Origin of the sequence: Azospirillum sp. (assembly GCF_035628975.1) — a bacterium.
Lineage (GTDB): Bacteria > Pseudomonadota > Alphaproteobacteria > Azospirillales > Azospirillaceae > Azospirillum.
Window position 1 is genome coordinate 13,471 of the sequence record NZ_DASPIS010000006.1, and the last position, 21,679, is coordinate 35,149.

Sequence of the window (21,679 nt, forward strand, 5' to 3'; positions counted from 1 at the left end):
CCTACTCCAGTTCGTCGAAGATCAGCGTGGCGAGGTGGCGGCGAACCGCGTCCTCCGTCGACACCGCCCGCACGCTGGCGGCGCCGGCGCTGCGGTCGGTTCGCCCCTTGGCGAAGGTCATGTTCACCTGCCGGCTGACGGAGATGGTCACGCACCAGCAGATCCGGATCGATGCGGTCAGCCATCCGGTGCCGACGAGCGAACCGCTGTCCGGTTCGTAGACCACGTCGAAGCCGACGGCGAGGTAGATGGAGGCGACCCCCAGCACGCGCAGCTCTCCGAAGGCGAGCAGGCCGATGCGGATCGCCGGTCCGGTGGTAACGTCGCCGTCCGTGCTGTACTCGGCGCTGACCTGGAACTGCACCGAGGCGACGCCGCTCGCCACCGCGAGGTTGATGGCCAGCGTCGCCCCCGCCGAAACGCCGATGCTCAGGCGCGTGGTCAGCGCGCGGGGCGGCCGGTGGAACACGTCGACACCGAACCAGCCGCCGCCCCCCAGGCACAGGATGCTGAGGTTGAAGGGCCGCGTCGGCTTTGCCAGCCACAGCCCGGTGGCGATCGTGAACCCGTCGTCGATCAGCAAATCCAGGTAGCTGGACAGTTGCAGGCCGGTGATCGAAAAAGCGCCGGCGGTCAGGTCGGGCAGGGGCAGGTTGATCCGCGCGCCGACGCCGTTGGGCAGCGCGGCGATGATGACGCCGGAATCGCCGGGCGCCGCCTTGCTCAGCAGATTCGACAGGAAGTCCAGCGCCGGCGCGAGCCGGAAATTCTGCGCCTTGACATCGAAGGTCAGCTTGCCGGAGTTGTCATAGACCAGACGTGCCTTCTCGATGGTCAGCACCGTCTGACCGCCCAGCGTCACCGCCCAATCCCCAGCCAGCACGGCGTTCACGCTCTGCGCCGTACCGTTCGCCGTCACCTCGATGCGGCTGTGGGCGTCGAAGCGCGGCGTGCCGATGGTCATGGAGACCGGGCCGAAGTCGAACAGGCTGGGCTTGCCGGTCAGGTCCTTATGGATCTCGCAGACCGCCCACGCCTTCAGGGCGTGCTTGTCGAAGCCGTGACTGATCTGAATCCACTTCGGCAGCGGTCCCTCGTCCGGCACCGGGACGGACGGCAACAGGTGCGACAGGTCGAGGCCGCCGAAGCGCGGCAGCAGGTCGCCCAGCCGCATGCCGCTCAGGCCGGCCGGCACCAGCCGCTCGGCCAGCGCGTTGAACGGCTGGCAGATGCTCAGCGCCGACAGCGTCCGATCGCTGGCCCGGTTGAAGACGGCAGCCGCCGGCGTGACGTTGACCGCGCTGGTCAGGGCGTCGAGGTAATAGCCGAGCTTGTCGCGCGTCACCTCAAGGGCCTGCGCCACCGGGGCGTCGCCGAAGGCGCGCAGCATCCGCATGGTGTTGTCGAGCCGTTCGGGCAGCGTGCCCTTGGTCAGGTACTCCGCCCGCACCGCCTCCTCGACCAGCGCCGTCACCGGCCGCCATGCCTCCTCCACCGCGCGGGCGCGCGTCGTCAATTCCCGGCGCGCGGCATCCAGCCGTTCCGTTCCGGCTTTCAGCGCCTCGAGGTACTGGGACAGCTCGTCCATGGTGCCTGCGAGGTCGCTGACGATGGTGTCCGCATTGCGGGCAACGTCCCCCAGGATGCCGCCGGCGACGGCGCCGTCGACCGCCGCCGCGATCTCGGACAGGAGCGTGTCCTTCTGCTCGGTCACCGCGTCGAAGAAGGCCAGGGCGGCCTGTCGCGCGTCATCCGGGACGGCGATCCCGTCGATGACGGCGAGCAGGGTCCCGCAGGCCGTCTCGATCCGCGCGTCGGCATCGTCGCGCAGCGCGGCGATGCTGCGGCCGCCGGTTTTGGCGAGGCCGAGGACGTGGTTGCGGAAGCCGGTGAGGGTCGTCCGGACCGTCTCCTTCAGGCGCGTCGCCGAGCCGGTCGCGGACCGCCGCAGAGTGTCGATGGCTGTCCACAACGCCTCGAACACGGTGGCGATGGCGGACGGTTCATCCAGGGCGCCGAGCCGGCCGTCGATCTCCGTGTCCAGCGCGGCGGCAAGGCCGAGCACATCGGTGCGCAAGCGGCGCACCGTTTCGGCGAGGGTGACGCCACCGCCCGCGACCACGTTCGCCAGCCGTGGCACGCGGCGGATCACCCCGCCCTCGATCTGCGCCAGGACGGCGTCCATGCGTTGCGCGGCGTCGCGCACGGTCTGGTGCAGAGCCTTGCGGGTGGCCGTCACGCGGGCGACGAACAGGGCCTTGTTGGCCGCATCGAGTCGCCCCAGCTCCGCCTCCCAGCGGCGAAGCTCGCCGTCGATGGCGGCCGAAACGGCGCCGTCCGCCTCGTCCAGGCGCTGTTCCGCCACGCGCAGCGCGGCGTCCACCGCCACGACGAGCCGTTCCGGCGCGGAGTCCAGCGCCTGCACCGACGCGCGCATGCGGGTGCAGTGTTCCTCCGCCAGCCGCCGCAGGCGCGCCCGCAGGTGGCCGACCTCGCCGCCCGTTTCGGCGAGTTCCTCCAGGACCGCAGCCTTCGCCTCGTCGATCTCCTGGCCGAGGCGCGCGTTCCAGCGCTGGGCCAGCGCCGCCTGTTCGGCTTTCCAGTCGATGATGACACGCTTCAGACCGTCCTGGCGCCCCGTGATGGTGGTCACCGCTTCCAGGTTCGCGCGCACCTTGTCGAGCAGGGCGTTGAGGTCGCCTGCCACGTCGGCGACGGTTGCGTCAGGCTTGGCGGCGAGCGCGCGCAGCATCAGGCCGTCGATCTGCGCGAGCCGGTCGATGCCGACGCTCATCGCCTCCGCGCCGGAATCGAGGTCCGCCTCGACCGGACCGGGGTCGCGGCGGGCGGGTCGGGCGCGCACCAGCACGATGTTGTCCAGCCGCGCTTCCACCGCCTTCCCGGCCCGGCCATGCACCAGATCCACCGCTTCCTCGACGCGGTCCAGCGTGATGGTGAAGCGTTCCAACCCCGGATGTTCCGCCGGCGGCGGCGGCATCGTCGCCGATCGGTCGCCGGGCGCCATCGCATCGAGGGCCGGCACCTTGGGCTCGGCGCGCAGCGGCCGGTCCACATCGGGAAAGGACGGCCACTGGTCCGGGTCGCCGCCGTCCTCCCGGCGGGTCGAGCTGAAGAAGCACAGCTCGCCCGGATCGGACGCGGACTGCCAGACGCCGCCGCCGCCCTTCTCCGGCGCCCGCGCCAACTTCAGCAGGATGCGGGGTTTCGGGTAGAAGCGGGCGTGCTCTTCGGGGGTCAGCCCCTCCGCCGGCCCCCACAGCGGCATGATGAAGCCGTCGGCAACATCGTAGCCCCAGCGGGTGCGGACCTCGATCTCGATCGTCTCGAACGCGCATTCCAGCAGGCTGCCGGGCGGTGTCTCCTCGACCGCGAGATCCGGGTAGGCGCGTTGCGGCTGGGTGATCTGGATGTATTCGCGAACCTTGCGCAGCGCTGCCAGACCGTCGAAACCGTCGGGCTGTTCCGCTCTGTAGCGTTCCGGCCGGCGCATGGTGCGGGAATATTCGATGACGTGCTTGGCCGTGTTGTAGAGCCGGGAGATGCGGCCGACCCGCACGATGGTGATCGTCGTGTCGCGGCCGTTGCTGGCCACCGACGCGATGATGGACTTGCCGCCCGCGTACACCGCCTGCTGCGCGCCGCTGCCGCCGAGCGGCGCCAGCATCAGGCCGGACACCCGGCTCTCCACCGAGCGCGCAGCGGTGCTGAGAACCTCGTCGTAGACCTTCTCGGATTCGAAGCCCCAGTCCACCCCGCCGCGCAACGGCGGGCGCGTGCTTGGCGGCGCGCCTTGGTCGCTGCGGGCGGTGGCGCGCTGGTCGGGCTGGAAGGGATCTGCGCAGTCGCGCGTCGACCGGAATCGGTGCTCCACGCCATCCTTCAACAGGATGGTGGAGCGGTCACCGAAACGGGCGTAGACCGGCCAGGTGGCGCTACGCGCGAGCAGCGTCGTGAACCAGCGGCGATACGCCTTCGCCGCCGCGATCCGCAACGCCTCCGCGTCGCCGTCGCCGGCCGGCTGGGCGTCCGCGAGATCGAGGATCTCCTGGCTGACCGGCATGCGGCCGACCAGGGACTCGATCTCCGCCAAGCGGACCATCGGATCCTTGGCGAAGAACGGCATGCCGTACAGCAGTTCAAGGTCGAGAGCGTCGACCAGCGCGCCCGCCCCGCCCAGGCGTTGCGGGCCGAGCAGGCGGCGCAGGTTCCAAGGGGCGATGCTGCGCGCCACGGTGAACTCCGCACCGCGGAGCAGCACGCGGGCCGGCGGGCTGAGACGGAAGTCGAAGGGTTCGCCCGGCGTCAGTCCCTCGGCCCCCTTGATCATCGTTTCGCCGACGATCTGGGGCGGAAGCAGGAGGGCGACGCGGCTGGTGCTTGTCTTCAGCTCCCACGATCCGGGCAGATCCTGCGCTTCGCGGTAGACGGCGACCACGCCATCGGCATCGGCCGCCTCCAAATCCGCAACCACGCGCGCGATGGAGAAGGGCTGGCTGTCCAGCACCACCGCGTCCAGCGTCGATGGCACATTCGGCTGCGCGGCGACGGCGGCGAGCGTCATTTCCAGGCTGCGGGAGGTGTCGAGCGCCGTCGCCTCCCGCACCCGCAGCAGCAGCGGCCCTTGGATCGGGGGCTCGTCCATCAGCGGTATGGTGATCGGGCGGTCGCGCTTGAGGGCGGTGGTGAGCGCCTCCATTCCGAGTTCTGGATCCTGGTCGCCGAACTCGGCGTGCTCCACGGCCAGATGCCAGCGCAGATCGAGCAGCGCCGTCGGCCGGTCGCCCAGGTAGGTGCCACGCGGGGCCAGCGACACCACGCAGCGCCCGGTCGCGTCCACCGCCTTCCCGTCCGGCGGGGATGCCGGAAAGCGCAGGTCGAGGGCGCCGAGATGCACGGTTTGGGCGCCGGCGGCCCCGGTCGGAGGCGTCCCGGCCGGAAGCGTCCCGTCGAGCAGGGCGTCGCGCAGATGCATCTGCAACGCCTGGGCTTGGCCGGGCGCGCGCAGCCCGCCGTTCCAGTGCCGGGGCAACCAAGGATCGGTGTCGATGAAGAAGACCGACACCCGGCGTCGTAGCGGCGCGCCGGCGCGGTCGACCAGCAGCGGGAAGACGGCGTCCACGGCGACCGTCCCTGCCGGGCCGACCAGCGCGTCGAACTCCGTACGGATCGGCTCGCCGTCCGCGACGCGGACGCGGTAGCGCAGCCACCAGCGTCCGGGAATGCCGTCGAACGCCTCGTCGAGCATCGGCACCATGCTGATCGGCCGGCCACCGCGGAAGGTGCGGACGCCGACCAGATGCAGCGCCTCGACCCAGCGGCGCCAGAACCGGCCGGGCGAAACCACGGTTCCGTCATCGCCGTCCGGCCGGTTCCGGTCGGACGTCCACAGCAGCGCGGCCGTCCATTCCGTGCGGTTCAGCGCGTTCTCGCGGTCCCCGTCGGGGGCCGGCGGAGGCGCCGGCAGCACCGCCAGCATGAACCGGCCGCTGAGGCGCAACGTTTCGTCACCGCGCAGCGGGAAGCGGTCGGCCGCCAGGGGAAGCCGGAGTTCGTCCTCCTCGTCCTTTGCCATCTTTGGCTGGAACGACACGCCGATCCGGCCGGGAACCCGGCGCTTGCCCTCGGTCTGCGGACCCTGATACCAGAAACTGTAGGGACCGCCGTCGCGGTGCGGCCCCAGGACGATGGCCGACGCGCTCCAGTCCGCGCTCCGCTCGGTGTCGCGCCGGCTTAGAAGCGGGCTGTTCCAGGCGCGCTTGCCGTAAATGATGTCGTTGTAAGGTGGCGGTGGAAACTGCAAGTTCGACAGCTTGCTGGGGAACTCGCGGTGGTGCACCGGTAGGTAGGCGCGTGACGAGATTCTCTCGTCGATTGCGTCGCTCCGACGCCATTCTAGCCGGTCGTGGCCATCAAGGCCTTGATACCAGTACCGCAGGAGCCGGATCCCGTAGGGCTGCGGTTGCGGCGGCTCCGGCGGCCGCGTCGTGTAGCGGGCGTCAACCAGCTCGGCGGCCACCCACACGCCGCTGCCATAGGCGGTGAGCGGGCACGGGCAGTGCGCCTGGATGGTGAGCGTCGCGCCGGGCGGCAGGATCAGGGTGGCGCCGTCCAGTTGGCCGGCGCTCCAAGTCACCACCGACTGGCCGCCCATGCCCGAATCGTCCACCCGCGTCGGGCTGGTGGGAATTTCCAGGAACGGAGCGACGCCCCCGGGCGCGCCGGGAAAGCGCACCGCCGACACACGGACCGCGCGGTCCGGCAGCAGCCCGGCGGCATCGCAGTCGATCTGGAGGAAAGGGTTGTCCGGTGCCTGGGCGCGCACGACGTTCAGCGTCCTGGTCATGCCAGCCTCCTTGCGAATGCGTTGCGGTCGGTGCTCAGTGCAGAGGGGCGACGAGGCGTGCGCGGGGCGTGCCGGGGCTGTCGACCAGGGCGCGCCCGGTGAAGCCGACGCCCAGCGTCTCGCGCGTCAGCCGCTCGACGCGCGGGTCGTCGGGACGGTCGAGCAGCCGGCCCTCCGGCGTGACGGAGACGACCTGCGCGGCATGGCACACGCACGGGGCATGGTCGTCGCCGCATTCGCAGGCTGCGGCCGTCACCACCTCGTCATCCTGGACCTGCAATGTCCCGGTGAAGGCCGGCAGCCGATCCAGCACCATGCAGTCCGCAAGCCGGACCGTCGCCAGCAGGGTGTAGGAGCCGGAGACCGAGGTCACGAGCGCCCGCCCGCCGGAGACATCGACGTGCACGGCCGCCAGCGGGCCGAGGCCGCCGACGTGGCAGGACCCTCCGGTATGGCGAATGACCAGCGGTTCGGCCTCCCACAGGCGCGGATGGGCCGGATCGTCGGGAACGCCGACATCGAGGAGGTGGTCGCCCGCCTCGACGGTCCAGCCGGCAGCGCCGGGCCTCGGCGTGGCCGGCTCGAACCCGGCTGCGGCAACGGAGGGAACAAGCACGCCCAAGCAGGCCCAGACGCGCGCCCGCATGGGGCCGGCCACTCACGCGGTCTCCACGCGTCGCCACGCGTAGGTGACGTTGTCGCGGTCCCCGGCCTTCCAGGCCCAGTTGATGGTCTTTCTTTTCGCGCCCACGCTGTTCAGCTTTCCCCAGTACGCGGTGGGATAGGCGCCGTGGGCCAAGTCGCCGTCCACCACCACGACCACGTGGCCATGCTCCTCGGGCGGGGTCATCGCGCTTCCTTTCAGGCCGCCGATGACGAGCGCACCCTCGGCCGCCTTCTGTTGCGCGGCGACGCCGTTCGACAGCTTCACCCATCCGTTGGCGGGGGAACTGATCTGATCGACGATGTCGTTCGCCCGGCCGGTCAGCGTCACCCCGTAGTGCGAGGCGACCGCCTTCGCGAAGGCGTTGCAGTCCGACTTGTTTGCCTCCCAAACGTTTTCGCAGATATGAATGATATCCGCGGCAGACATGGCGTTTTCCCCCTGTAGTTCGTACGTTTGTGTCGGTGCGCGTGACGAGCCCGTCGCGCGGCGGGTGTGGCGGATCAGGGCGCCGCGGATCAGGGTGTGATCGTCCCGTTGACCTCCGCCGCGGTGGCGGCGCTGCGGAACCGGACCTCGACGGTGCCGATGAGATTATCGGTGGTGAAGGTTGTGACGGTCGCCAGGGCGATTGTCGTCGGGCCGTCCTTGCCCGTGTAGCGCAGCTCGCCATCCAGCTCGCCGGGTTTCATCTGCGGATGGGACAGCGTGAAGGTGACGGTTCCGGCAAACCCGCTCAACTCAGTCCAGCGCGACCAGTCCTTGGTGCCCGACGTCACGCGGAATGGGCGGGCCGTCCTGCTGGACGCGGCGATGCCGATGTGGCCCGGAACGGTCGGAACGCCGCTCTTCGGGTCGCCCTGCACGAACGGCAGCATGCCGCCGCCGGCCGGGCCGGACACGGCGTCCGGAGCACCGCCAAGCACCTGCACGGTCTTGCCGCCGATGTAGCCGAGCGTGCTGATGCCCAGCAGCCAGAGGACTTCCTGTGGGATGCTGACCGGGAAGGCGCCCCGCGTCAGCGTCACCGCCAGCAGGCTGCCCGCCACCACGAAGGTGAAGATCAGGAATTGGAAGCGCGAGATGCTCGCCTTGCCGTCGGGCTCGCTTATCAGGTAGCGCAGATCGATGGTGCCGTTGTACATGCGGCGGATCACCATGGCGCCGTAGAAGCCCAGCACGGCAAGCACCACGACGCCGACCAACGAGCCGAGCAGGCCGGTCCCGAGCCAGCCGGAGGCCGGCACGTAGACCGACCGCGCCGCTTGGCCGAACTCGATCACCACCGATGATGCCGGCAGGTTCTGGCCGTCGCGGCTGTCCGACGCGTCGATGCTGAAGGACTGGGACTTGTGCGGTATGCCCTCGCCGAACCGGCTCGTGGCAATCACGTTCAGCTTGAGCGGCTGAATGGTCCCCGGCACAAGGTCGACCACGACTTGGCTGTCAGTTGCCATAGCCGATCCTTTTCTCGTTCGGCCCGTGTCAGATGCGTCTGAAGGGCTGCCATGTCTTGTTGGCCAGGACGCCGAGTGTGCTGCCGCCGTACAGAAGCGTGAGCGTTTCGACCTCCGACGTGTGCTGTCCCGCCCAGCCGGAGCCGCTCGTCAATTCCATGAGCAGAACGCCGGAAACAAAGATGGTCGATAGCAAAAGCTGCAGTCGGGCGAAGCTGTACGCCACCCCGTTGCTCGCGGACACGAGGCCTCGAGTGTTTATCGAGCGGTCGAGCAGTTGCCGGAGCACGACAACGGCAAACAACGCGACGATGAGACACACCATGGTCCAAGCCATAGCACCCATGCACCCCTCCCGGAAGGAAAGTCTTCCCTGGAAAAGAATTCATCGGCAGTAATGAGAATTCACGCACAGTGTATGCGGTGGCGATTTGTGTATCGCGTCCGGCCATCCATCAAACACTGTTGAAGACGACGATATGACTCGCAACAAAAAAATTGCAACGGTTGTTTTCACATAATCATTCTACTCCATAAGGATTATTGTTTTACGCCTAAAGTGAGTTATAACGGATCTGGAGTATTGCATATCATTGTATGGTATTCACCATGGTGTCACGGCACCTTGGAAAGGCCGCCACCCTGGTCGAAGAAACGCGCGCAACGCGCGGCACCAAGGTTGATCATGAAATCATTCGGTCGTTGCTTGGCACAAGTGGACACTCATTCATTTCAGGACCCATGGCCGCTACCATTTTTTCAGTGCTGTGATATGAATATGCCATTTTCTGCGTCGTGCGGTTTCGACGCCGGGGGGCGGCGGGTGCGCCAACAGAACACACTAACCGGGGGGCGGCATGGTTCGACTGAGGATCCAAGAGCTGCAGGAGACTTTACCCGAAGCCACGCCGACCACGGGGATCAAGGTCACGCCGAAAGCCGCCTTCCGCCTCGGGACGGTGCGTGGCGAAGCGCCGCCCGTCATCACCCAGCCGGTCGACGACGACGCGGTCGTCGAACTTGAACTCGACAACGGGCTTAAGCTGTGGGTCCGCGCCGACCAGCTGAAAGACGAGTTCAAAGATGTGCCGGACGGTCGCGGCGGCCTCTAGGACGGCGAACCCGGCGTAACCACCGTTCCGCCGGTCTATCCGCGCCGCAACGCGCTGGGCGGCGTCTCACGCGGTGCGGTGACGTGGACGCTCCGGGCTCTTCGGATCTTCGACGTCGACCCCGCGGGGATGGCGGCAAAGCAGCTCGCCCGCGTCGTCGACGACCATGCCGTCGCCGCGCCTGGGCTCTACCGATGGAATCGCGACGGCAGCCTTGCGCCCGTGGCGATCGCGGACGTCCCGACCGACGCCGGAGCGGATCCTGCTTTTCCTGCACGGCACCGCATCCTCGACCGAAGTCAGCTTCGGCGGGCTTCGCGCTACCAAGTCAGCGAGCTGGTGGACGAGCCCAGCCCGAAACGGGTGCTCATGGCGCTTTGCGCCCAGGACTGGAGCGTCGTCCACATTGCCGCGCACGGCGTCGTCAACGATCGCGACGGACGAACGGGCATTGTTCTGGGCGGCGGCTTGGTCCTGACCGCCGACATGCTGGAGCAACTGTTGTCGCTGACGCCGGAGCTGGTTTTCGTGAACTGCTGCCACCTCGGCCAAATTTCGAACGAGGTGGAGACGCAGGAGGTATCCCCGTTGCTGACGGAACGGTCCAGGCTGGCGGCGAACATTGCGCTCACCGGAGCAGCGTTGCGCAAGGCGATCATGGCGATCTGGTGCGTGTGCTTTTGTGGCATGCAATGGCGCGCAATCGGCCAGCTTTCCGGCATGCCCTTAGGCACGCTGTACACCCTCTTCGCCCGCTGGACCCGGCTTGGGCTGTGGCGGCGTCTGCTAGACCGGCTGCGCCGCACGTGGCGGCTGGCCTGCGGCGATATGGCGGAACCGAGTGCCACCGTGATCGACAGCCGCACCTGCCCGTCTGCTTGGAGCTGTTTTGCCCGCGGCGTAGACGGCGGCAAGAGGATCCGCGGCATCAAGATCCATCTCGCGGAGGAGAAGTACCGCATTCCGCTGGCAATCGATGCTGCGCCAGCCAACGTGCACGACACCAAAGGCATCGTGCCGGTGCTGCGGGAGATCGCCGGGTGCGGTTTCCAGGGACCGGCTATCGGAGATCTCGATTATCGCGGCGAGCGCCTCGCCAACGCCGGGGAGACGCTCGGCATCACCGCCCAGCCGATCGCCCGCGGCCGTGACGGGATGTTCATCCCCACCGAAATCGCCTGGGTGGTGGAGCGGTCCTTCAGCTGGATCAGTCGCTACCGCCGATTGAACACGATCGTCGAGCGGACAAAGGACCATTTCGTTGCCTTCGTCCAGATCGCCTTCATCTCCCATCCTGTCCAACCGTCTGAAGCGGCTCATTCCCCAGGAAGTCAGCGCGTAAATGCTACGAACAAGCTCTCACACCGACCTTGTCACAGTTTCCATTCCAATCCTGCAGCGACAGAGACGGTGTTCTCACGCACCCGTACCTTGTCCTGGACACTGACGCTGGCGCTCAGCCGGTCGTCCAACCGGACGCTGACGTCGGTGCCGATCAGCGCCGCGTCGCGGCCCGGACGGCTGGCATCGGCGGTGAAGGCGAGCCCTGCCAAGCGATTGCGGTGGTCCAAGTGGATGCATCCACCCCCAAAGCCGCCACGCCGCCATCCTCGCTGAAGGAATCGCGTGTAATGCGGTTGAGCCTCAGGCCGATGCGCGGTTCGATCCAGACGGCGTCATCCAGAAGTCCCGTCGTCATCCGATGCCCAGCCGCCAGTTCCGCCGACAGGTCGTGGCCATTGGCCTTGGCGTTCGCCCCCTGCGAAAAGCCGCCGAAGGAGACGAAGCGTTCCGTGTCGTAATGGGCATAGCCATAACCGACGGATCCTTCGACATAGGGACCGCCGAAATCCCAGCTTCCGTAGAGGGTCGCCTGATAACTGTCCGCACGGCCTTTGCCAAACCCGTTCTGCGAAGACAGTCGGTTGCGCAGGAAACCCATGGATATACCTGCGCTCAGGCCGTCCTCATAGACCTGGTCGACGCCGACCAGGAAGCCGCCGATACGCTCGCTCGTCCCGGCGGCGTTGCCGTCGGACCGGGTGCGGCCATAAGCCGCCAGCGGTCGGCCCCACACCCCGCCGGTTTCCCTCGCATCCCCAGCCGATGCCCCTATGGCCACGGTATTGCCGGAGCCGCCGGAGATGTTCAGGCTATTGCCTGCTGCGCCGCCGCGCAGCGCCGACAGCCGGTCTTCCACGGCTTGGCCGAACAGGCGGCGGTTGGTCAGGTTCGCCGCCAGCGTGTCCGCATGCAGCTTGCCCGACAGTTGGTCGAGCGCTCCGGCCGTGCCGGCGGTGTTCAGGCCGTAGAGGCCGCTGAACACCGGAGCCATTGCCCCGCTCAGCCGCGTCCCGGCGGCCGGGCGCAGTCGTTGCGGGCTGGCTGGCGGAACAGGCGCAAGCTCGGGTACCAGGGCGTATCGTCGCGATTCAGAAGCCAGCGCCAGTCGGGAACGAAGGGCAGCATCACCCAGGCCGGGCGGCCCAAGGCGCCGGCCAGATGCACCGGTGCGCTGTCGACCGAAATCAGCAAATCGGCGATCGCCAGAATGGCGGCGGTAAGGTGAACGGTGAGATCACCGGCGCCGTGACCGTTGCCAGCAGAGGGACGCTCAGCGGCAGCGGCCTCGTCGGTGGCCCTTTCACCGCCGGAGAACGATTGACGCCCAGCGCATACCGGTCCGCATCCACATCGACCGGGTGCCGCCCGGCGTCGAACTGGCGGCGGGCATGACGGCGACCGTCGCCATCGAGTCCGCAACCGCCGCCGACGCGCTGTAGCCGGCGGCGGGAGCGCGCGGCATCTTCGGCCGTCAAACACTCAGGTCACGCCAGAACATCCTTTCATGGACGTGCTTGCGGGGAGTCTTCGGAAGAACCCCTCGGGGGGGCCGCGCTAACCTCGGCCGGCACGGAGACCCCGTGCGACCTGAAAGGATGCGACCTGAAAGGATGCAACATGCTGAGGATGGATCGCTTATCCACGACGCTGGTCCGGCTGACCATGGACAGGCCGCCCGCCAACGCGCTCTCATTCGACCTGATCCAGGCGCTGGCAGACGACCTCGCCCGGTTTGGGTCGGAGGCCGACGCGCCGGCCGTGATACTGACCGGTGCCGGCGAGCGCTTTTTCAGTGCCGGTGGCGATATTCGCGAAATCACCATCAATGCGGATGCCGCGGTTCCAAGGATGCGCGCCTTCCATCGGCTGCTTGTCGCGCTCGAAAACTATCGCTGCCCGCTGCTGTGCGCGGTCAACGGCTATGCGGTGGGCGGGGCGCTGGAACTGGTGCTGTTTGCGGATCATGTCGTGGCGAGCGACAGCGCCAAATTCGGCTTTCCCGAAATCAATCATGGCCTGCTTCCTGCCGCGAAGGGTATGCGGCAGGCGATGAACCGCCTCGGGCGCCGGGCTGCCGAGCACCTGCTTTATACCGGGGAACTCGTATCGGCGCAGGAGGCGCAGGCGATGGGCCTCGTCGATGAAGTCGTCGGTTTCAGCGACTTGCAGGACCGGACCCGTGCCATCGCGGAGACGCTTCGTCTCAAGGACATGCATCTGTTCTCGGCGATCAAACGGACCTTCGGCGATGCGCCGCGGATGACCGACGAGGAGCTGGAGGCCCGCACGCTCGGCGACATGCAGGAGTACCTGAACCGCGGAGAGACGGCCGCGGCACGTGACCGATTCCTCCAACGCAAGACGAGGCAGCAGCATGGCTGACGGCCATCATCTCCGGCTTGAGTTCATGACCTCGTCCGAGGTCGCCCTCGCCATTGCGGGCGGCACCCGGACCATCGTCATCCCCTGCGGGGCGGTGGAGCAGCATGGACCGCACCTGACCCTCAGCGTCGATGCCGACCATGCGGACCATCTCGGCATCCTGGTGGCGAAGGGCGTGGGAGGGGCGCTGGTGGCGCCGACCGTCAGGGTCGGCTGTTCGTCCCACCATCTGGCATTTCCCGGCACGATCTCGCTTCAGGAGAACACATTCGAAATGATCTGCCAGGACTACTGCACCAGTCTGGCGGGGCACGGCTTCGAGCGCATTCTGATCTTCTCTGCCCATGTCGGCAATTCTCCGCCATTGGCCAGGATGCTGCCACGATTGCGGTCGGCCGTGCCCGCCCCCTGCCGCGTCTCCGCCTTCACCGATGCGAAGGCGTGGCTGGAATGCTGGCGCGATGCGGTGGAGGAGGCGGGCGGCGAGCCGGTCAGGGTCGGCGGCCATGCCGACATCGCCGAAACCTCGCTGATGCTCGACATCCACCCGGAGCGGGTGCGCGCCGAGCGCTATGAGGCCGGCAGATTGGGGCTTCTTTCGCAAGGCGACCTGGAACTGATGTGGCGCGACGGGCTTGCGGCGGTCAGCGCCAACGGCATTCTCGGCGACCCCGCCGGTTCCTCGGCGACCATCGGCAGGCACTGCATCGAGCGCATCGCCTCGCTGCTCGTCGAACGCTTTTCCCAGGACGACCCAGCCGGTCATTCCTACACAAAATAATGTTCCGAGCGCACAGTCGGCGAAGCCGATCTTCGGCAGGTTCTGCCGCCGGCTTCGTGACAAGCTTCCAATCACCGAAGAGGCATCCAAAACAAACCCGAGAGGGCAACCAAATGGCAGTCAAGTTCGGCTTCTGGTCCGAGCAGGAAACTCTGGTCGGACAAAGCTATTCGCGCCGGCTTCATGAGCTTGTCGAAGAGGCGGTGTTTGCCGAGAAGATGGGTTTCGACATCGTCAGCCTGTCCGAGCAGCATGTCGCCTTGGGCGGGATCTCCAGCTCGGCTCCCGAGGTCGTGTATGGCTATCTCGCGGCGGTCACGTCCCGCATCCGGCTGAGGCCGGCGGTTTCCCTGATGCCCAAGAAGATCAACCACGCCCTCCGCACGGCGGAACGTGCCGCCGTCACCGACATCCTGTCCAACGGCCGCATGGAGCTGTATTGCGGCCGCGCGAACACCACCATCGCCATGCGCGCCTTCAATGTGGAGCCCGCGGAAACCCTCGAGCAGATGGAGGAGGGGATCGCGCTGATCCGCGAAGCCTTCGGCAAGGACATCTTCACCTTCGAGGGCAAGCATTATCAGGTTCCGCCGCGCATGCTGGTGCCGAAGCCGGTCCAGAAGCCCTATCCGCTGATGGGCATCGCGGCGACCAGCGAGCGCAGCCACGTCTGGGCGGCCCGCCAGGGGCTCGCCGTCCTCAGCCACACGCTCTATCAGGGCTGGGACGCCCAGGCGAAGATGGTCGAAGCCTACCGGTCGAACTGGCAGCGGGATCCGAACGGCCCGCTAGACCGTCCGCGTCTCGGCATGCCGGTGTTCCTCGGGATCGCCGAAACGGATCAGGCGGCGAAGGACATCTATGCCGAGCCGCTGATGCAGTACGCCCGCATCTCGACCGATGCCTATCCGCGGCTGGCGAAGATCGCCGACGACTACGCCTACATGGGGGAGGGGCTGGAAGCGCTCCAGCGCGCGGCCACCGACTGGGATTATCTCCTGAACGACTCCGCCAGCCTGGTTTGCGGCAGCCCGGATACGGTCATCCGCCAGTTGGAACGCTTCATCGAAACCGGCGCCGAAGAAATCCTATTCCACATCGACTCTGTTTCGCATGCCGAGATCATGAAGGCCATCGAACTGGTCGGACGCTACGTCATCCCGCATTTCAACGACCGCAACAATGTGGTGCGTCCGACCGATGAGATCCTCGACCAGATCCGCAGGATGCGGACGGTGAACGCTTCGGCCTGATCCCCTGTCGACCGATCTGAAGAGAGTCCCACATGACCGACAAGACCTATAGGGGCCTGCTCGTCGAGAAACGCCCGAGCGGCGTGGCCGTCGTCACCCTGAACCGGCCGGAAATCCTCAACGCCATCGACTGGCCGATGCATTCCGCGCTGGAAGAGCTGTTCGTGGACCTCGACAACGACCGGGCGGTCAAGGCCGTCGTCCTGACCGGTGCCGGTCGCGGTTTCTGCTCCGGCGGCGATCAGACTGCGCTCGATGACGATCTGGGGCCGATTTCGCCCACCCGTTCCGGGCGTCATCTCATCCGCAACATGCTCGAACTGGAATGCCCGCTGATCGCCGCGGTCAACGGCGTCGCCGTCGGGCTGGGCGCTACGCTCGCCCTGTTCTGCGATGTCGTCTTCGCCGAGCCCGGTGCCCGCTTCGCCGACACGCATGTGACGGCCGGCGTCGTCGCCGGGGACGGCGGTGCGGTGATCTGGCCGCTCCTTCTGGGGCCGGTCCGGGCGAAGCATTATCTGATGACCGGGGACTTCATTTCGGCGGCGGACGCAGCTGCGGCCGGCATGATCAACAGGGTCGTGCCGGAAGGAACCGTCGTCGAGCATGCGGTCCGCTACGCCGAGATGCTCGCCTCCGGTCCCCGCGACGCCATCGTCTGGACCAAATATGCCGTCAACAAGCTGATCAAGGAGCAGGTGCACCTGAATCTCGACACCGCCGGCGCGCTCGAGATGCTCACCTTCCACAGCCCGGAGCGCAAGGAGGCCGTCGCCGCCTTCCGCGAGAAGCGCAAACGCTTTGCAGAAGGCGGCAATTGAGATGGGCGGGCCGCATTCCTTTTTCCCGCCCGTCCTGCCCCCGATTGCCCCCTCCACGATCGCCTCATCCGCCATCGATCCTCCACCGGCCGCGCATGATGACGCGACGCTGCCGTCGCTGCTGCGCGACCGCCGGGACGGCAGGGGCGAGGCCGTGGCGCTCTTCCAGAAGCGTGCCGGCACGTGGCACGCCACGACCTGGGGTGAATTCGCCAGGGACGCCGCGGCGCTTTCGCGTGCCCTCCTCGATCATGGTCTGGAGAGGGGGGACCACGTCGCCATCATGGGCGACATCTCGCAGGACTGGGTGGTCGCCTATATGGCGACGGTCTGTGCCGGCGGCGTTGCGGTCGGAATCTATTTCACCTCTTCGACGGAGGAGGTGGAGTATTTCCTGGAGGATTCCAGGAGCAAATTCGCCTTCGTCGCCGGAGAGAAGGAACTCGCCGTCCTTCTCCGCAGCCGGCAGGCGGAGGCGCTGAAGAAGATCGTGGTCTTCGATCCGGCGGTCCCGTCATCGAAGACCATCGTCTCGCTGCCGCGGTTTTCCGCCTCGTCGTCCGACTGTGCGTCGCTGCTCGACGAGCAGGCCGGCAAGGCGCGGGCGCAAGACAATGCCAGCATCGTCTACACCTCCGGCACGACCGGCAATCCCAAGGGCGCGATCCTCACCCACCGGTCGCTGATCGAGGGGCTGCTGACCATCCGAGGCTTTTGCCCGGCGCTTTTCCGCGAACCCCAGCGGGTGGTCGTCCATCTTCCCCTCTCCCATGTCGTGGGGCTCGGGCAGGGGATCGTTCTTCCTCTCATCAGCGAGGTCACGCCTTATTTCGGCGAGACCGGAGCGGACTTCGCGACGACCATCCGCGACGTGAGGCCGACCTATTGGATGGCGCCGCCGCGCTTCTACCAGCGCTATGCCGCCGAACTGGTCAGCAGGATCAATGCGTCGGCCACGGTCGGCAGGAAATCCTACCGCTTCGCGATGTCCATCGCCCAGAAGGCGCTGGCGGACCGGCAGGCGGACGGTCCGGACGATCCCTTTCTCCAGGCGCTTTTCGCGACCTGCCGCGATCAGGTCTTCCTGCCGCTCCTGGCGGAGATCGGGCTCGATCAGCTCAGATACCCCTACACCGCCTCCGCACCGATGCCGCCGGACGTCGTGAAGCTGTGGCAGACCTGGGGGGTGAACCTCAAGGAGGTCTATGGGCAGACCGAACTGGTCGGAGCGAACACCGGGCAGATACGGGACTGGTCGAAGCCCGGAACCATCGGCATTCCGATTGCCGATCCGCGCTGGAAGACGAGGATCGCTGGCGATGGCGAAATGCTGGTTACGGGACCCGGCCTGTTCACGGGCTATCTGAACAAGCCCGACGACACGCTGGAGGCTCTGCGCGACGGATGGCTCCACACCGGCGACATCGTCGAGGTCCGGCCCGATGGCCAGCTGGCTATCATCGACCGGAGAAAGGAGATCATCAACACCTCCGGCGGCAAGTCGATCAGTCCGGCGCAGATCGAGAACGAGTTGCGGCGAAGCCCCTACATTTCGGAAGCCGTGGTTTGCGGCGACGGGCGGAAATACCTCGTGGCGCTGATCGAGGTCGACCGCATCGCGATGACCGACTGGGTGAAGGGGCGGAATGAAACGCTCAACGACTATTCGGATTTCTGTTCGTCGGAAGCGGTGATCCACCTGATCGAGGGGGAGGTCGCCAAGGCGAACCAGAGGCTGGCGCCCGTCGAGCAGATAAAGTCGTTCCGGATCCTTCCCGAAGAGCTGTCGGCGGAAAATGGCGTCATGACGGCAACCCGGAAAAAGCGGCGCAAGGTGCTGAACGAGCGTTACGCGGTGCTGATCGATTCGCTCTACGACGACTCCGAGGATTCGCTGATCCGTCAGGCGCTGTCCAACCTGTGATGCGGTGATCGGAGGAAGATCATGACGATGCTGCCCTGCACCCCACGCCATCCATTCCTGTCCTCGACAGCGGAGATCATCGAAGAGGCCCGCAACGGCCGAATGTTCATCCTCGTCGACGACGAGGATCGGGAGAACGAAGGCGATCTCGTGATCCCGGCGCAGATGGCGACGCCCGAGGCGATCAACTTCATGGCGTCGCATGGCAGGGGCCTCATCTGTCTGGCGCTCGGCAAGGAGCGGGTCGACCAGCTCGGTCTGAAATTGATGAGCATGCAAAACGGCACCCGCCATGGGACGGCCTTCACCGTTTCCATCGAAGCGCGCGAGGGGGTGTCCACCGGCATCTCCGCGGCGGACCGCGCGCGGACCGTGGCGGTGGCAATCGACGCGGCCAGGGGCCCCGGCCATATCGTCTCGCCGGGCCACATATTTCCCCTGGTGGCACGGCCCGGGGGCGTGCTGGTCCGTGCCGGCCATACCGAGGCGGCGGTGGATGTCGCGCGCCTTGCCGGCCTCAACCCGTCGGGCGTGATCTGCGAGATCCTGAAAGAGGACGGGACGATGGCCCGCCTCGACGATCTCGTCGCCTTCGCCCAGCGTCACGCGCTCAAGATCGGCACGATCCGCGACCTGATCGCCTTCCGCCGCCGCCACGATCATGACGTCGAGCGTGTCGTCACCACGAAGTTCGACAGCCGATGGGGCGGCGAGTGGAGCGCCATCACCTTCCGCATCAAGGCAATCGAGACGGAAGCGATTGCACTGGTGAAGGGCGTGATCGACGAAAGGCCGACCCTGGTGCGCATGCACGCGCTGGACATCCTGTCGGACGTGCTCGGCCAGACTGGCGAGCGCGGGGACATCGTCGCCCGGTCCATGCAGGAAATCGCCGCCGACGGGAGGGGCGTGATCGTGCTGTTCAACCGTGATGTCCCGCTCTCACAGCTTCTTCGGGTGAAGGCGGGAGAGCCGCTCGTCGACAAGGCCGAACTGCGCAACTACGGCGTCGGCGCCCAGGTTCTCGCGGATCTCGGTATTCACGACATGATCCTCCTGTCCAACTCGCAGCATGTCCCGGTCGCGCTCAGGGGCTATGGGCTGAACATCGTCGAGCACCGGACGCTGCCGGTCGCCTTCGCCGTTCCGTAGCGCCGCGTCCAACACCGATGCCGAACGACCGGTCCCGCGGTGCCAACCTGGGTCGGCGGCAAGCCATTCCACTGCCTTGCGTGAGGTTCGCCATGTCAGGACACGATTTCCCTGTTCCAAACCACGTGGAGACGGCCGCTTTCAAAAGTGCATTGCGGGCTGTCGTAGGATCGGTCGCGATAGTGGCGTCGGGTCAGGGTGCCGACAGGCGTGGACTGACCGTCACCGCCGCGGTTGCCCTGTGCGTCGATCCGCCGATGGTTCTTGCCTGCATCAACCGCAGTGCCGAGGCTCACGACGTCATTCTCGGGACCGGCGCCTTTTCCTGGAATGTCCTTTCCGCCGATCAGGTCCAATTGGCTGAACGTTTCGCGGCGTTGGATGGCAGCAAAGGCGCGTCCCGTTTTTCCTCTGCCGAATGGGACGAAATGATTACCGGGGTTCCCGTCCTTCTCCAGTCCGTTTGCAGCTTCGATTGCAGACTACAGGACACCGTGGAAGTCGCCACCCATACGATTATGATCGGTGCCGTTGTCGACCAGAACCACAATCAGGGCAAAGTTCCACTGATTTACTCTTCGGGCAAGTTCGGGCGAATGGAATATTTTGAATCCGGCCGGTAGGGCTGATTCTCTGCCTTCTCATCATCACATCATCCAGGTGCCGGACCCCAATTTTCTGCCACTATGGCCGGTCTGACTTCTTCGGAACCGGCTCCCAACAACAGTTTCCGCGCGGCCGGCGTTCGCCCATGATGTCAAAGGGACGTCCTGTGACGGTGCGTTCAATCAGGGGCGCCAAGTCCTCCGGCTTGCAGTCGATGGCACGGTCAAGGACCGCTATCTCTTCAACCTGACCTTAGACGACCCTGGCCCGCCCCTGCGACCGGCGCGCCGACCATGACGCGTTTCTCATCAGTACGGGCGTCAAACGCTGACCGTATGCCGGGCCGCAGGCCGGCTGCAAGCATTCCCCGCACTTACCCGACACCGCGTTCCGACCGAAACCGGCCCGGCCCCCCTGTGCCCGGTCTTTTTGGAGACTGCCGTATGATCGAAGACGCAACGACCACGGTGTCGGTGCCGCAGCCGAAACCGATGGGCATATCGATCCACCATCGACGCTATGCCCTGACCATGCTGTTCCTCGTTTACATGCTGAACTTCGTCGACCGTCAGATCGTCAACATCCTGGCGGAACCGATCAAGCGCGAACTCGGTCTTACCGACTGGCAGCTGGGGTCGTTGACCGGACTGTCCTTCGCCATCTTCTACGCGACGCTGGCTTTGCCAATCGCGCGGTGGGCGGAGCGTGCGAACCGGGTTAGGATCGTCGCGCTGTCGGCGATCACCTGGAGCTTTTTCACAGCGGTCTGCGGCGTAGCCCAGACCTTTGCCCAGTTGTTTCTCGCCAGGGTCGGTGTCGGTGTCGGCGAAGCCGGCTGCACGCCGGCATCCCAATCCCTGATCAGCGATTACACGACGAGAGAGAAGCGGGCGTCCGCGCTGGCCTTCTTTTCCATGGGCATTCCAGCCGGTTCCCTGGTCGGGATGGTGGTCGGCGGCCTGATCGCGGACAGTCTCGGCTGGCGCGCATCTTTCGCGCTGGTCGGGGTGCCCGGAATCATCCTTGGGCTGCTGGCCTATTTCACGCTGCCCGAGCCGCGAAAATCCTCCTTCGCTGCCAGCGAGGCGCAAAGTGCGCCCAGCCTGAGGGAGGCACTGGACGAACTCGGCAGCAAGCGGACCTATATCTGGCTCACTGTCGCGATGGTGGCCATGAGTTTCGGGATTTACAGCAATCTTGCCTTTCAAAGCTCCCATTTCCTGCGCAATCACGCGGAAGGGCTGGGTGCGCTGGCGGTCGGGCTGAACGACCTAACCGGAATCCGACTGGGCACCACCGGTTTTCTCGGCACGGTGCTGGGTCTGATCGTCGGCATCTGCGGAGCCGCCGGTACCTGGCTGGGCGGCTGGGCGACGGATCGCGGCGTGCGCAGCAACCTGAACGCCTATGCGACCATTCCGGCGGCGGCCGCCCTGTGCTTGCCCTTCGCGCTTTTCACGACTTACACCACCTCGAACACCGTGGCGGCGCTTTGCCTGATGGGTTTGCCGATGATGCTACAGTCCATTTACTACGGCCCCATCTTCGCAGCGGTACAAAGTCTGGTGCGCCCGCGCACCAGGGCAACGGCCACCGCCATCTTCCTGTTCTTCGCCAATCTGATCGGGCTTGGCCTCGGACCGCTGTCGGTCGGCCTGATCAGCGATCTTCTCGCGCGGACGATGGGGTCCGGTGACGCCATTCGGTGGGCGCTGATCAGCACGTCTCTCGTCTATGTCCTGGCGGCGGCGGCCTTCATGGTGGCGCGGAAGAGCATCAGGCGGGATATCGTCAGCTGACATGGTAAGCAGCGGCAGGC

Annotated in this window: 16 protein-coding genes and 2 pseudogenes; 10 read left to right on the forward strand and 8 right to left on the reverse strand. The window is 66.5% G+C overall.

The genetic code is table 11. The annotated features are described in order from the left end of the window. Window position 1: 1 nt before the first annotated feature. From VD964_RS01215 to VD964_RS01235, 5 genes are all read right to left on the reverse strand, one after another. Window positions 2–6,364: a hypothetical protein gene (locus tag VD964_RS01215; protein ID WP_324864702.1), complete on the reverse strand. Its 6,363-nt coding sequence runs from the start codon at window positions 6,362–6,364 to the stop codon at window positions 2–4. A gap of 34 nt (window positions 6,365–6,398) precedes the next feature. Next, the gene (locus VD964_RS01220; RefSeq protein WP_324864704.1) at window positions 6,399–7,022 is read right to left on the reverse strand and encodes a hypothetical protein; all 624 of its coding nucleotides are present in this window, start codon (window positions 7,020–7,022) and stop codon (window positions 6,399–6,401) included. Next, window positions 7,023–7,457 carry a hypothetical protein gene (locus VD964_RS01225; RefSeq protein ID WP_324864706.1) on the reverse strand — a complete coding sequence of 145 codons (435 nt, stop codon included), beginning with the start codon at window positions 7,455–7,457 and terminating at the stop codon, window positions 7,023–7,025. Window positions 7,458–7,546: 89 nt separating this feature from the next. Next, window positions 7,547–8,485 (reverse strand): hypothetical protein, encoded by a 939-nt coding sequence (locus VD964_RS01230; protein WP_324864708.1) that lies wholly within the window; start codon window positions 8,483–8,485, stop codon window positions 7,547–7,549. 28 nt (window positions 8,486–8,513) lie between these two features. Further along, window positions 8,514–8,831, reverse strand: a complete 318-nt coding sequence (locus VD964_RS01235) for a hypothetical protein (RefSeq protein WP_324864710.1) — start codon at window positions 8,829–8,831, stop codon at window positions 8,514–8,516. Window positions 8,832–9,342: 511 nt separating this feature from the next. Here VD964_RS01235 and VD964_RS01240 point away from each other — a divergent pair. Together VD964_RS01240 and VD964_RS01245 are read left to right on the forward strand one after the other, a co-directional pair. Then, entirely contained in the window at window positions 9,343–9,597 is a 255-nt protein-coding gene (locus tag VD964_RS01240; protein ID WP_324864712.1) for a hypothetical protein, read from the forward strand. Between the two features lie 129 nt (window positions 9,598–9,726). Then, window positions 9,727–11,214: an IS5 family transposase gene (locus VD964_RS01245; RefSeq protein WP_324864714.1), complete on the forward strand. Its 1,488-nt coding sequence runs from the start codon at window positions 9,727–9,729 to the stop codon at window positions 11,212–11,214. Window positions 11,215–11,218: 4 nt separating this feature from the next. Here the strand turns inward: VD964_RS01245 and VD964_RS01250 are convergent. The 3 genes and pseudogenes from VD964_RS01250 to VD964_RS29850 form a co-directional block, all read right to left on the reverse strand. After that, window positions 11,219–11,932 (reverse strand): annotated as a pseudogene (locus tag VD964_RS01250) (autotransporter outer membrane beta-barrel domain-containing protein); the annotation flags it as partial. Window positions 11,933–11,940: 8 nt separating this feature from the next. Further along, a pseudogene (locus VD964_RS01255) lies at window positions 11,941–12,171 on the reverse strand (glycosyltransferase family 9 protein); the annotation flags it as partial. A 70-nt stretch (window positions 12,172–12,241) separates the two neighbouring features. Further along, complete coding sequence (locus VD964_RS29850; RefSeq protein WP_414637089.1) at window positions 12,242–12,403, reverse strand: hypothetical protein; 162 nt, start codon at window positions 12,401–12,403, stop codon at window positions 12,242–12,244. Between the two features lie 155 nt (window positions 12,404–12,558). Here VD964_RS29850 and VD964_RS01265 point away from each other — a divergent pair, with 155 nt between their 5' ends. The 8 genes from VD964_RS01265 (at window position 12,559) to VD964_RS01300 (ending at window position 21,659) form a co-directional block, all read left to right on the forward strand. Next, window positions 12,559–13,323, forward strand: a complete 765-nt coding sequence (locus VD964_RS01265; RefSeq protein ID WP_324864716.1) for an enoyl-CoA hydratase/isomerase family protein — start codon at window positions 12,559–12,561, stop codon at window positions 13,321–13,323. Continuing rightward, window positions 13,316–14,104 carry a creatininase family protein gene (locus VD964_RS01270; protein WP_324864718.1) on the forward strand — a complete coding sequence of 263 codons (789 nt, stop codon included), beginning with the start codon at window positions 13,316–13,318 and terminating at the stop codon, window positions 14,102–14,104. The genes VD964_RS01265 and VD964_RS01270 overlap by 8 nt, the downstream gene beginning before the upstream one ends. 113 nt (window positions 14,105–14,217) lie before the next feature. Continuing rightward, window positions 14,218–15,357 carry an LLM class flavin-dependent oxidoreductase gene (locus tag VD964_RS01275; protein ID WP_324864720.1) on the forward strand — a complete coding sequence of 380 codons (1,140 nt, stop codon included), beginning with the start codon at window positions 14,218–14,220 and terminating at the stop codon, window positions 15,355–15,357. 32 nt (window positions 15,358–15,389) lie between these two features. Then, entirely contained in the window at window positions 15,390–16,178 is a 789-nt protein-coding gene (locus VD964_RS01280) for an enoyl-CoA hydratase/isomerase family protein (RefSeq protein WP_324864722.1), read from the forward strand. 1 nt (window position 16,179) lies between these two features. Then, entirely contained in the window at window positions 16,180–18,102 is a 1,923-nt protein-coding gene (locus VD964_RS01285) for an AMP-dependent synthetase/ligase (RefSeq protein WP_324864724.1), read from the forward strand. A 21-nt stretch (window positions 18,103–18,123) separates the two neighbouring features. Beyond that, the gene (ribB, locus tag VD964_RS01290) at window positions 18,124–19,254 is read left to right on the forward strand and encodes a 3,4-dihydroxy-2-butanone-4-phosphate synthase (RefSeq protein ID WP_414637088.1); all 1,131 of its coding nucleotides are present in this window, start codon (window positions 18,124–18,126) and stop codon (window positions 19,252–19,254) included. Between the two features lie 92 nt (window positions 19,255–19,346). Beyond that, window positions 19,347–19,877, forward strand: coding sequence for a flavin reductase family protein (locus VD964_RS01295; RefSeq protein WP_324864726.1), 531 nt, complete (start codon window positions 19,347–19,349; stop codon window positions 19,875–19,877). 426 nt (window positions 19,878–20,303) lie between these two features. After that, window positions 20,304–21,659, forward strand: a complete 1,356-nt coding sequence (locus tag VD964_RS01300; RefSeq protein WP_324864727.1) for an MFS transporter — start codon at window positions 20,304–20,306, stop codon at window positions 21,657–21,659. The last annotated feature ends 20 nt before the right edge of the window (window positions 21,660–21,679 follow it).